Below are 11,828 nucleotides of genomic sequence, written 5' to 3' on the forward strand. Positions count from 1 at the left end.
ACGGAGGTCCCCATGCGTGTGCCCGCCAGATCCCTCGCTCGTCGGCTCGCCCTCGTGGCCACGACGACCCTGTGCCTCGCCGGCGCCCTGGCCGTCCCGGCCGCGGGGGCTGCACCCCGGGGCGCGGACGCGGCCCCGCCGCTGCCGCCGACCATCCCGGCCCTCTCCTCGTGGACCCCTGCCGAGGGCACCTGGTCGCTCCCGTCGCGGGCCCGGGTGGTCACCAGCCCGCAGGACGCCCGGGCCCTGTCCGGCACGGCGTCCCTCCTCGCCCGCGAGCTGCGGTCGGTGACCCACCGGGCCGTCTCCGTCGCCGTCCTGCCGCCGTCGCGGGCGCGGGAGGGCGACATCGTGCTCGACGTGAAGGGTCGGGCGGACGGCGACTCGGTCGCCGGGCAGACCCACGACCTCACGGTCGGGCGCACGCTCACGGTGTCGGCCCGGGGTGAGGAGGGCGTCTTCCTCGGGACCCGCACCGTCGTGCAGCTGCTGCGCCAGTCGACGACCCTGCCGCGCGGCAGCGCCCACGACACGCCGGCCGTCGCGGAGCGCTCGGTGATGGTGGACGTCGCGCGCACGTACATGTCCCCCGCGTGGCTCGAGGACCTCGTGCGCCAGATGTCCTACCTCAAGTACACCCACCTCCACCTCCACCTCACCGACGACCAGGCGTGGCGGCTCCCGAGCCGCAGCCACCCCGAGGTGGTCTCCGAGCAGCACTACACCTGGGCCGAGCTGCGCCGGCTGCTCGCCCTCGCCGACCGGTACCACGTGACGGTGGTCCCCGAGGTGAACATGCCCGGCCACGCCCAGCAGATCATCGACGCGCACCCGGAGCTGACCCTCCGGGACGCCGCCGGCACCGTGCGCGCGGGCAGCATCGACCTGTCGCAGCCCGCGGCCTGGCGCATCGCCCGCGACCTCTACACCGAGTACGCGCGCTTCTTCCCCGGCCGCGAGTTCCACCTCGGGGCGGACGAGTGGCTCACCGAGCGGGAGATCGGCCGCTACCCCCAGCTCCAGGCGGAGGCGCAGCGGCGCATCGGCCCGGACGCCCGTGCGCGTGACCTGCTCTACCGCTTCGTCAACACCGCCGCCGCCACGGTCCGCCGCGAGGGGAAGACGGCCCGGATGTGGAACGACCAGCTCGTGACGGGGTACGTCGAGGCCGTCGACCCGCGCATCGTCATCGACTCCTGGTACGACGGCAGCGAGTTCGGCTGGACGCCGCAGACCCTCGCCGAGGCCGGTCACGACCTCGTGAACAGCGCGTGGACGAGCCTCTACTACATCCAGGGGATCACCCGCACCGACCCCGCCCGGATCTACGAGCAGGTGACGCCCACGACGTTCGACGGTGGGCAGACCCTCACCGGCGCCGCCCTGGAGCGGCTGCGCGGCCTGCAGTTCTCGGTCTGGGGCGACCTCGACCCCGATGCCGAGACCGAGAACCAGGTCGCCTACGGCATCGCACGCCCGCTGCGCGCCACGGCCCAGGTGGCCTGGGGCTCACCGCGGCCGACGGCCTCGTGGGACGACTTCCTCCCCGTCGTGCGGGCCGTCGGTGACGCGCCCGGGTTCGACACCCCGCTCGAGCCCTACGACGACGTGCCCGTCGTCACCGTCTCGGCGGCCGTCGACCCGCTGCACCCGGCCGAGGACGCCGCCGACCGGCGGCTCGGCACCGTCCTGCGCACCGCCGGACCGGCCGCGGAGGGGACCTCGGTCACCCTCGACCTGCGCACGGCCCGGAAGGTCGTCGCGGTCGACCTGCGCACCGACCCGCCGGGCGAGGCGCCGGCGCCGCTGCCGTGCGCGCGGCTCGAGGCCTCGGCCGACGGCACGACCTGGCGGACCGTCGCCACCCTGTCCGGCGCCTCCGAGGCCCACCCGCTCGTCACCGGCCCGGACCCCGTGCGCTACGTCCGGCTCGTCACGACCTGCGCGTCCCCGGACCCCCTGCGGATCGCCGAGATCGGCATCGCCGTCGAGCAGTCCTCGGCACCCGGGCTGTCCTCCTCGCTGCCCGTCTACGACGTGTACGACCTGGCGCGAGCCGGCGACGGCGACCCGAGCACCTTCTTCTGGGGTGGCCGCGGTGCGCAGCTCGACGACTACGTGCTGCGCGACCTCGGGTCGGTGCGTGACCTCGCGGGTGTCGACGTCCTCATGGGCGACCCGCCGGCACGCGACACCGACTACCTCCACGAGGTGCTCCTCGAGGTGTCCCCTGACGGCAGCACGTGGACCGAGCTCGGGCGCTACCGCGACACCCCGGAGATCCACGCCGACGCCCCCGCCGGGACGACGGCCCGCTACCTGCGTCTCCGCTCCCTCGCCGCCCAGGGCTCGTGGACCATCCTCCGCGAGCTCGCGGCCCGCTGACCGACCCGACCACAGCCGAAGGACATCCGATGTCGAACCCACACCCCCTCTCCCCCACCGTCGCCCGCCGGGTCGTGCTCGGAGGGCTGGCCGCGGCGGCCGTCGTCGCCCGACCCGTCCCTGCGGGGGCGGCTCCCAGCGCCGCCGCCGGAGGCGGCCTGCCCCCGTGCCTTCCCGGCCTGCGGTGCTGGACCCCGGGCAGCGGCACCTTCACCCTCGCGACCGCACCCACCGTCCGGGCACCGGTCACGCTCGCCGCCCGCGCCGCCGCACTGGCCGGCGACCTCACCGCGGTGCTCGGCCGGCCGGTCGGCAGCGGGTCCGGCGCCGGCGCGGCCGGCGACGTCGTGCTCTCCCTCGGGTCCGGCCTCGACGACGAGGAGTACGAGCTGACCGTCGGCTCGACCCTGCGGGCCCGCGCCACGACGAGCACCGGGCTCTCCTGGGCGGCCCAGACCGTGCTCCAGCTGCTGCGTCGCACCACGACACTCCCGAGGGGCACCGTCTCCGACGGACCCGTCCAGTCCGAGCGTGCCCTCATGGTCGACCTCGCGCGGCAGTTCTACCCGCTGTCGTGGGTGCGCGACCAGGTCCGGCAGATGGCCTACCTCAAGCTCAACACCCTCCACCTGCACCTCAGCGACGACCAGGCGTTCCGCGTCGAGAGCACGGTCGCGCCCGACGCCGTGTCCGCCGACCACTACTCGAAGGCCGAGCTCCAGGACCTCGTGGGCTGGGCGGCGCAGCAGGGCGTCACGGTCGTGCCGGAGATCGACGTCCCCGGGCACATGGGTGCGCTGCTCGCCGCACGGCCCGGCATCGCCCTGGCGCCGGTCGGCGGCACGCGTCGGGTCCTCGACCTCAGCCAGCAGAGCGCGTGGGACTTCGCCGAGTCGGTCCTGCGCGAGTACCTGCCGCTCCTCGACGGTCCGACGTGGATGCTCGGCAACGACGAGTGGCTGAGCACCGCCGAGGTCGACGCCTACCCGGGGCTCGGGGCCGAGGCCCGCCGGCGCTACGGCGCGGCGGCGACCGGCCGTGACCTCCAGTACGACTTCGTCAACCACATGGCCGGGGTCGTCGCCGAGTACGGCAAGGGGCTGCGCATCTGGAACGACCAGATCGTCCCGAGCACGGTCGTGCCGCTCTCGCCCGAGGTCTCGATCTCGCACTGGTACGGCAGCGACGACCCGACGGCCCGCCAGCTCGCCGACCGGGGCCACGACCTCGTCAACGCCAACTGGCTCGAGCTGTACTACATCCTCGGCAACACCCCGCCGAGCGCAGGGCGGTTGTGGGACACCTTCTCCGTCGGCCGGTTCGCGCTCCGTAACACGGAGAGCACGGTCCTCGGCGAGGACGACCCGCACCTGCTCGGCGCCCAGCTGTCGGTGTGGGGCGAGCCCGGCGTGGCGGTCCCCCCGGCCACCGTCGCCGCGAACGTCCGCGACCCCCTGCGGGTGCTCGCCCAGCTGAACTGGGGCAGCCCTCGCCCGGCCGCCGACTACGCGGGGTTCGCCGCCCTCTCGAGCGCCGTCGGGGACGCCCCGCCACGCTGACCTCGCCCGTGCTGGCCGGACTCAGACGTTGAAGCGGAACGAAATTGGACGCTTCGGCTACTGTTGACCGTCGCCAGTCGAGATTGGAAACGGTGCTCTGACCTGCACAAACGTGTCTCTGGCGTCGTTGAACGTCGTTGACCGAGATCGGCGTCCGCCGGACTTCTTGCGGACTGTTTGCGGACCGCTGGACGTCCGGAGACCCTGCGGTCATTCCTCGCGAGCACCGACATGACGCGAGGCCAGTCCTAGCGACTACCCAGGCTTTCGATCTTCCTGGATCGTGCGGACAAGTCGCGGATGTTCTGCCAGACAACTGCTCGGGGCGCGTCGATCTTGAGTGCTCGGATGTACTCGTCGAGACGTTGCGGGCGATCTCGGAGGTGGGTGACTGCCTTGTTCAGGCTCTCGCCGACCGTCTCGCCGTATGCATCGACCGCCTTGTGGGCGCCGGCCTTCAGGGCGGTGGTGTCGGGACTCATCATGGCCAGGTCGATCAGGTCGCGGCTGAACGTCGACGTGTCTGCCCAGCGGTCGTCGTTGGCGAGCAGTTTGGTGGCCACCTGGTCAGTACGCGTCAGGATTCGTACGCCGCAGATTTCATCCTCTGGTGAGGGAGTGTCGAGGTCGATGCGGCCCTCATGGATGATCTCGAACTTGATCGCGACCCCCGCAACGAGGACCGAGGCCCGGATCCCGTAGCCGTCGACAGAGGGTGTTCGACCCAAAGCCAGTTCGCCCGTGGCCAGAGCATCCAGCCCGTGGTTCCGGACGATCTGGCGAAGCCGTCGGTACGACTGCTGGTCGGAGACCAGGAAGTCGATGTCGACCGACTCGCGGAACTCGTCGTTGTCGAGGACGATCGCGGTGCCGCCTCCGAACCAGCAGTGGTGCTCAGCCAGGAGAGGCGCGTCGAGCATCGACAGCACCTCGGCCACACGTTGGTGGTGTGGCCGCCTAAACAAGGAGCCTCCCGTTGCTATAGGCGTCCGCGAGGTGCTGGATGAACGCCCTCTCGTCATCGGTGAGGGCTTCCTGGTCGAGGTGTCGCCAACCGCGTTCGTAGAGGTTGAGCGCCTCTGTCTCGGTGACGGTGGTGCCGGCGTCGGTCTGCCAGGCCAGCGTGCGGAGGCCGGGGTAGTCGCCGACCGTGATCGACGCCGGTTCTGCTGCGGGAGCTTCGAGGACGGGGACGACGACGTGAAGTCCGAGTGCGGCTGCAACGTTGACGTAGGCGCCGATCGTGACCGAGGGGTTGCCTGCCTCGATCCGGTGCACGGTGACACGCGAGACGCCAGCAGCTTCGGCGCAGGCAACCACCGTGACGCCAAGGGCCTTCCGGCGTGCGCGCAGCCGGGCGCCCAGACGTTCGAGGTCCGCCTGCTGCTCGGGGCTCGTGTACGGACTAGGAGCTGGCATGTTTCTCATTCTAGTCATTGTTCCGCTGTCGTCAATAATGAGAAACGCTTCACATTAGGGTTTGGTCAGGCGACCAGTCACCGCGCATCCGGCCGTGCCCACTGGTCTCGTCCACGCGGGACGAAGCCCAGTGGTCAGGTCGCCTCAACCATGTCGCCATCACCTGTTTCGACCGGCTCGTGGAGCCGGAGGCGAAGCCACTGAGTCAACGGAGACACGCTCTGGGCTCGGGCTCACTACCCCCAGAAGATGGGGTCGCCGCTCGCCGCGATGTGGTCGAGGAGCGCCTGGACGTTCTTGGTTGGGTGCTTGTACTCGTACTCGTGGAACTTCAGGTTGCGGTCGCGCCAGTAGATCGCCCATCGGCCGGTGGACTTCGTGTAGCGCAGCCGCGCGATCGGGAACCGGGTGTGCTCCCCGACGCCGTCCCACGGTGGCCGCACTTCGACGATGTCGACGTGTCGGTCGGAGACGTCGGCCTCGACCTTCAGCTCGTCCCACAGGTGCGCCGGCACGCGCTCTTGTGCCCAGAGCCGGATGCGGCGCAGGTCAGTCTCCGGAAGTGCCACAACACCAGCGTGCCACCGAGTGGAGCGAGCAATGCCCGGCCAGAGTGCGGGCGTGTCGACGAGGCGTGCGGACTGTCTGCGGACCAGCTCGACTCCAAGGACCAACGATCCCCAACGCCTACTTGCGGTTCCCGTCGACCCTAGACATTGAAGCGGAACTCCACGACGTCGCCGTCCTGCATCACGTAGTCCTTGCCCTCGATGCGTGCCTTGCCGGCGGCCTTGGCGGCGGCCATCGAGCCGAGCTCGTCGAGGTCGGAGAAGGAGACGATCTCGGCCTTGATGAAGCCGCGCTGGAAGTCGGTGTGGATGACGCCCGCCGCCTGCGGGGCGGTCCAGCCCTGCCGGATGGTCCAGGCCCGCGACTCCTTGGGACCGGCCGTCAGGTAGGTCTGCAGCCCGAGGGTGTGGAACCCGACGCGGGCGAGCTGGGCCAGCCCGGACTCCTCGGCGCCGAAGCCCTGGAGCATCTCCAGCGCATCCTCGGGCGACATCTCGACGAGGTCCATCTCGAGCTTGGCGTTGAGGAACACCGCGTCGGCGGGCGCGACGAGCGCGGCGAGCCGGGCGTGGAGCTCGGTGTCGGCGAGCTGGTCCTCGTCGAGGTTGAAGACGTAGATGAACGGCTTGGTCGTCAGCAGGCCGAGCCCGGCGGCCGCGGCGAGGTCGACCCCGGCGGCGGCGCCGTGCGCGTAGAGGGTCTTCCCCTCCTCGAGGACCTTCTGCGCGGCGAGCGCGTTGTCGAGGAGCGGCTTGGACTCCTTCTTGATCCGCGCCTCCTTCTCGAGGCGGGCGACGGCCTTCTCGAGGGTCTGGAGGTCGGCGAGGACGAGCTCGGTGTGGATGGTCTCCATGTCCGACTCGGGCGAGACGGCACCGTCGACGTGCACGACGTCGCCGTCCTCGAAGGCCCGCACGACCTGGCAGATGGCGTCGGCCTCACGGATGTTCGCGAGGAACTTGTTGCCCAGGCCCTCCCCCTCGGACGCGCCGCGGACGATGCCGGCGATGTCGACGAAGGAGACGGTGGCCGGGAGGACCTTCTCGCTGCCGAAGATCTCGGCGAGCCGGTCGAGCCGCGCGTCCGGGAGCGGGACGACGCCGACGTTGGGGTCGATCGTCGCGAACGGGTAGTTCGCCGCGAGGACGTCGTTCTTGGTCAGCGCGTTGAACATCGTCGACTTGCCGACGTTGGGGAGACCGACGATTCCGATGGTGAGTGCCACGAGACCGGGAGTCTACCGAGCCTCGAGAGCCCGACCGACTCCGAGGGCCCTCCGCCCGGCCGGGCTCATCCGCCCCTCGGCCTCCAGCCGCTGCGCGATGAGCCGGTTGCGCTCGGAGGTTGTCCCGCGTCCGCGCCGCGGGGTGAAGCGCTGGAGGTAGGAGCGGTCGTCGTACCGGCGGCGCGTGCTCTCGCTCCAGCCGAAGGCGATGCCCGCCTCGAGGAGCTCCTCGAAGGAGATGCTGCACAACCCCGACCGCGCACGGGCGAGGCGTACCCACCCCCCGGGGTCGCTCTCGTGGTGGTCCTCGAGCCAGGCCCACAGTGCGTCCCGGTCGGGGAACTCGAGGACGGGCTCGGGCGCTCTCATCCCCCGACGGTAGGACGACCCACCGACGACCACTCAGGCGGTCAGCGCGGAGACCACGATGTAGCCGAGGATGCCGACGCTGACGAGCGCCAGCGCTCCGAGCAGCACGAGCGCGAGGCGGTTCTCGTCCCTCACGCCGCACCGCCCGGCGCCGTGCCGTCCTCGAGGTAGAGGGTCTCCCCCGGCGTCCACGCGGCGACCGAGGCGAGCATCCGCGCGGTGTACGGGGCGACGTGGTCGCCCACGGCCGAGGGATCGACCCAGTGGGCATCGACGATCTCGCGGCGCAGGAAGCGCGCCGGGTCGAGCTCGCCGGAGTGGACGCCGAGGTCGAAGAGGAAGAGGTGCGCGTCGTCCCAGCCGCGCCACGGCGGCAGCCAGTTGACGGCGATGAGGCCCGCGGTGGCCACGTCGATGCCGAGCTCCTCGTCGACCTCGCGCACCACGGTGCGGGCGGGCGGCTCGCCGGGGTCGACGACCCCGCCGGGGAGGTCCCACTCCTGCTTGTACGTGAGCTCGCAGAGGAGCACCTCGCCGGCGGGGTTGCGCAGCAGGCCCTGGGCGATGTTGCGCTTCTTCGGCAGCCGGTTGTTGAGGATTGCGATGCGGCGCAGGCGCTCGGCCTCGGTCTCCTCGCGTCGTGCCATGCCTGGGAGGCTACCCGGCGACCCCGACCACGCTGCCGCCCAGACGGTCGCGCAGGCGCTGCGCGACGAACGTCGCATTCTCGACCCACACCTCGAGCGGCACGGGCGGGAGGAAGTCGTCCCAGTCGACCATGAACGAGCCGAAGACCAGCGGCAGGCGGGCCGGCCGGGCGAGGAACCACCAGTGCGCGTGCACCCCGCCGTCGCCGATCCGCATCACGTGGCACCGGCCGACGCTGGGAAGCTCCTCCACGGCGGCGACGAGCGCGACGTGCAGGCGCCCGAAGGCGGCGGCGAGGTCGTCGGACAGGTCCGGCACGTCGAGGTGCTCGCGCGTGACGACCGAGAGCATCAGCGGGGCCCCGGACGGCGGCGGCACCTTGAGGAGGAAGTGCTCGCCCTCCCAGACGACACCGAACGGCTCCCGGGGACCGCGCGCCGGCTCGGTCGCGCACGGGCAGGTCGCGGGATCCTCGCCGGTGCGGACCCGTTCCTCGCCCAAGACCGGACCGGGCTTGAGGCGCAGGCCGTCGGTCTCGAACGGGAAGACGTCCCAGGCGACGACGCCTTCGGGGTCGATGGGGATGCGCCCGTCGGCGTCCTGGGCGGCGGCGACGCGGGCCGCGTACTCCTCGATGCTCTCGGGCATGCCCCGAGCGTAGGCGGGCCTCAGGCGGCGAGGGCCTTCTCGACGGCGCCGCGCAGCTTCTCCGGCTTGGTGCTGGAGCCGAAGCGCTTGATCGGCGCGCCGTCCTTCCCGACGAGGAACTTCGTGAAGTTCCACTTGATCTTCTCGCTGCCGAGGGCGCCACGGGCCTCGCGGCGCAGCCAGCGGTAGAGCGGGTGCGCGGCGTCGCCGTTGACCTCGACCTTGTCGAACATCGGGAAGGTGACGCCGTGGTTGACCCGGCAGAACTCGCCGATCTGCTCGGCGTCACCCGGCTCCTGCCCGCCGAACTGGTTGCAGGGGAACCCGAGGACGACGAGCCCCTGGCCGCGGTACTTCTGCCAGAGCTCCTCGAGGCCGTCGTACTGCGGGGTGAAGCCGCACTGCGAGGCGGTGTTGACGACGAGGACGACCTTGCCGCGGTAGGCCTCGAGCGGCTGCTCGTCGCCGACGAGGGTGGTCGCGGTGAAGTCCTGGAGCACGGGCATGCGGGGTCCTCTCGGGGGGTCCGGTGTCGGCGGGTGTTCGGACCCGCTCGGCACGCCGGATTGCCGGGCCCTGTCGGTGGGGGGTGCGAGCATCACGCCATGGACGGATGGGTGTGGGTTCTCCTCGGGGTGGTGCTCGGTGCGCTGGCCGCGGGCGCGGTGGGCCGGCTGCTGCACGCTGCCCGGGTGGCCTCGGTCGAGACCGAGCGCGACCTGCTGCGCGAGCGGGTCCTCGACCTCGAGACCTCGCTCGCCGAGGACATGGAGACCGCCGCGCTGCTGGCGCCGCTCAAGGACGCGCTGGTGCGGGTCGAGCAGCACGTCGGCGTCCTCGAGCGCGACCGGGTCGAGCAGTTCGGGTCATTGCGCTCGCTGCTCGGGCGGGTCGAGGCCGAGACCCAGGGGCTGGGGCGGGCCACCTCCTCGCTCGCCGGGTCGCTGCGCTCGTCGTCGGTGCGCGGCGCCTGGGGCGAGGTGCAGCTGCGTCGGGTCCTCGAGGCGTCGGGAATGCTCGCGCGCTGCGACTTCGACGAGCAGGTCTCCGGCGTCAGCGCCCACGAGCGACGGGTCCGTCCCGACGTCGTCGTGCGGCTGCCCGGTGGCAAGTCCCTCGTCGTCGACGCCAAGGCCCCGATGACCCACTTCCTCGACGCCCAGGCCGACGACCTCCCCGACGACGAGCGGGCCGCGTTGCTGCGCCGGCACGCCGACGGGCTCGCGAGCCACGTCACGGCGCTGTCGGGCAAGGAGTACTGGTCGGCCTTCCGCGACGGCCCCGAGCTCGTCGTCTGCTTCGTCCCCAGCGACGCGATGCTCGCCGCGGCGCTCGCCGCCCAGCCCTCGCTCCACGAGCGCGCGCTGGCCCAGCGGGTCGTCCTCGTCGGGCCGGGGGCCCTGCTGGCCCTGCTGCGCACGGTCGCCTTCACCTGGCAGCAGGACGCGCTCTCGAGCAGCGCCCGCGAGCTGCTCGACCTCGGCCGCGAGCTGCACGCCCGGCTCGCGACGCTCGGCGGGCACACCGCGAAGCTCGGCCGCAGCCTCCAGGGCAGCGTCGAGGCCTACAACGCGATGGTCGGGGCGCTGGAGTCCCGGGTGCTCGTCACCGCCCGCCGGATGCACGAGCTCGAGGTGGTCACCGACGACCTCGCGGTCCTCGAGCCGGTGCGCACCGGCCCCCGGCCGCTCACCGCCCAAGAGCTCATCGACGCCGTGACCACCGACGACGCCCGCCCGGAGCTCGACCTCGGCCTCGACGAGCCCGCGCCGCGCCGCGACGTGGGCTGAGCGTGCCCGGGCGGCGGGTGCTCGCGGGGTCTGCGCTCGGGGTGGCGGCTGTGGGCGTTGGCGGCCTCGCCGTGGTGGGGGTGCTCGCCGTCCGGCAGTCCCCCGCGCTCGCCCGGATGCTGTCCCACCAGCGGGTGCTGCTCGTCCAGGTGCCCACCGACGGGCCCGAGGTGGCCCTGACCCTCGACGACGGACCCGACCCCTCGCTCACTCCCCGGGTCCTCGACGTGCTGGCGCGTCACGACGCCCGGGCGACGTTCTTCGTGCTCGGCTCACGGGTCGAGGCGCACCCGGAGGTCGCCCGGGCCGTCGTCGAGGCGGGCCACGGGATCGGCAACCACGGGTGGGCCGACCGGCCGGCCGTGGCGCAGCCGACCGCCGCGTACCTGCGCGACCTCGAGCGCGCGACGGCGGCCGTCGAGGCCGCCACCGGCACGTCGCCCACCCTCACCCGGCCCGGGTCGGGGGCCGTCCGGCCGGCCCAGGTCCGCGGGGCGACCGCGCTCGGGCTGCGCACCGTCCTCGGGTCGGTGGCCGTCCCCGACGCCGAGGTGCACGACATCGAGACGTCAGCACGCTTCGTCCTCGACCGGGTGCAGCCGGGCTCGGTCGTCGTCCTCCACGAGGGAACGCCCGCGCGGCACCGGGTCGTCGACCTCCTCGAGCACCTGCTCCCGCGGCTCACCGACCGCGGCCGCCGGTGCGTGACCCTCGACGAGCTGCTCACCCGCGCCGACGCCGGGCGCGGTCCTCAGAGGTCGATCTCGTAGTGGAAGGTCGTGGGACCGCCGGCCCCCTCGGTCGCGTGCAGCCCCTCGCTCTCGTAGAGCGAGCGGGCCTCGGGGTCGTCCTCGCTCGTCGCGAGGTCGAGCAGGTCGCAGCCCCGTTCGCGCGCCCGCTCGAGCGCCGCCCGCAGCAGGGCCCGGCCGAGGCCGGTCCGGCGCACCGACGGGTCCACCCACAGCTCGGCGAGGTAGGCCTCGTCGGCCGCGCTCCACAGCGACGGCCGGTAGCGGACGACCGCCACGCCGTGCTCGTCGCCGAGCAGGACGTCCGTGTCGCCGGCGGCCACGAGCTCGGCGAGCCGGGTCGCGAGCGCGTCCGCGCCGGGCGTCGGGTCGTCGTAGGCGGTGTTGAACTCGTGGAGCAGCCGACCCGCGAGGGCGAGGGTCTCCGGCGCAGTGGCGAGCGCGACCCGGGTGTCCACGGTGGCCG

General features: G+C 72.5%; 13 protein-coding genes. 4 read left to right on the forward strand and 9 right to left on the reverse strand.

Going from position 1 to position 11,828, the window contains the following annotated elements; translation table 11 throughout:
- The first annotated feature begins 54 nt into the window (after window positions 1-54).
- Together JQN70_RS06490 and JQN70_RS06495 are read left to right on the forward strand one after the other, a co-directional pair.
- A complete protein-coding gene (locus tag JQN70_RS06490) occupies window positions 55-2,385 on the forward strand; it encodes a family 20 glycosylhydrolase (RefSeq protein ID WP_204130505.1) in 2,331 nt (776 codons plus the stop codon).
- 29 nt (window positions 2,386-2,414) lie between these two features.
- On the forward strand, window positions 2,415-3,944 hold the full coding sequence (locus JQN70_RS06495; RefSeq protein ID WP_204130506.1) for a family 20 glycosylhydrolase: 1,530 nt from the start codon (window positions 2,415-2,417) through the stop codon (window positions 3,942-3,944).
- Window positions 3,945-4,192: 248 nt separating this feature from the next.
- Here JQN70_RS06495 and JQN70_RS06500 read toward each other — a convergent pair whose 3' ends face one another.
- From JQN70_RS06500 to JQN70_RS06535, 8 genes are all read right to left on the reverse strand, one after another.
- Complete coding sequence (locus JQN70_RS06500) at window positions 4,193-4,882, reverse strand: nucleotidyl transferase AbiEii/AbiGii toxin family protein (protein WP_204130507.1); 690 nt, start codon at window positions 4,880-4,882, stop codon at window positions 4,193-4,195.
- 19 nt (window positions 4,883-4,901) lie between these two features.
- Window positions 4,902-5,372, reverse strand: coding sequence for a helix-turn-helix domain-containing protein (locus tag JQN70_RS06505; protein WP_204130508.1), 471 nt, complete (start codon window positions 5,370-5,372; stop codon window positions 4,902-4,904).
- Between the two features lie 227 nt (window positions 5,373-5,599).
- A complete protein-coding gene (locus JQN70_RS06510; protein ID WP_204130509.1) occupies window positions 5,600-5,932 on the reverse strand; it encodes a DUF3024 domain-containing protein in 333 nt (110 codons plus the stop codon).
- 140 nt (window positions 5,933-6,072) lie between these two features.
- On the reverse strand, window positions 6,073-7,158 hold the full coding sequence (ychF, locus tag JQN70_RS06515) for a redox-regulated ATPase YchF (RefSeq protein ID WP_204130510.1): 1,086 nt from the start codon (window positions 7,156-7,158) through the stop codon (window positions 6,073-6,075).
- Between the two features lie 12 nt (window positions 7,159-7,170).
- Window positions 7,171-7,527 carry a YdeI/OmpD-associated family protein gene (locus JQN70_RS06520; protein WP_204130511.1) on the reverse strand — a complete coding sequence of 119 codons (357 nt, stop codon included), beginning with the start codon at window positions 7,525-7,527 and terminating at the stop codon, window positions 7,171-7,173.
- Window positions 7,528-7,658: 131 nt separating this feature from the next.
- On the reverse strand, window positions 7,659-8,174 hold the full coding sequence (locus tag JQN70_RS06525; RefSeq protein WP_204130512.1) for an NUDIX domain-containing protein: 516 nt from the start codon (window positions 8,172-8,174) through the stop codon (window positions 7,659-7,661).
- 10 nt (window positions 8,175-8,184) lie between these two features.
- A complete protein-coding gene (locus JQN70_RS06530; protein WP_204130513.1) occupies window positions 8,185-8,823 on the reverse strand; it encodes a hypothetical protein in 639 nt (212 codons plus the stop codon).
- Between the two features lie 20 nt (window positions 8,824-8,843).
- A complete protein-coding gene (locus JQN70_RS06535) occupies window positions 8,844-9,329 on the reverse strand; it encodes a glutathione peroxidase (RefSeq protein WP_204130514.1) in 486 nt (161 codons plus the stop codon).
- Window positions 9,330-9,428: 99 nt separating this feature from the next.
- Here JQN70_RS06535 and JQN70_RS06540 point away from each other — a divergent pair, with 99 nt between their 5' ends.
- A complete protein-coding gene (locus tag JQN70_RS06540) occupies window positions 9,429-10,613 on the forward strand; it encodes a DNA recombination protein RmuC (protein ID WP_204130515.1) in 1,185 nt (394 codons plus the stop codon).
- 71 nt (window positions 10,614-10,684) lie between these two features.
- Window positions 10,685-11,383: a polysaccharide deacetylase family protein gene (locus JQN70_RS06545; RefSeq protein ID WP_204130516.1), complete on the forward strand. Its 699-nt coding sequence runs from the start codon at window positions 10,685-10,687 to the stop codon at window positions 11,381-11,383.
- Here the strand turns inward: JQN70_RS06545 and JQN70_RS06550 are convergent.
- Complete coding sequence (locus tag JQN70_RS06550; protein ID WP_307835848.1) at window positions 11,365-11,820, reverse strand: GNAT family N-acetyltransferase; 456 nt, start codon at window positions 11,818-11,820, stop codon at window positions 11,365-11,367. The two genes, JQN70_RS06545 and JQN70_RS06550, sit on opposite strands and share 19 nt — an antisense overlap.
- Window positions 11,821-11,828 lie beyond the last annotated feature (8 nt).

The sequence above is a fragment of the Phycicoccus sonneratiae genome, assembly GCF_016887965.1.
GTDB classification, from domain to species: Bacteria; Actinomycetota; Actinomycetes; order Actinomycetales; family Dermatophilaceae; genus Phycicoccus; species Phycicoccus sonneratiae.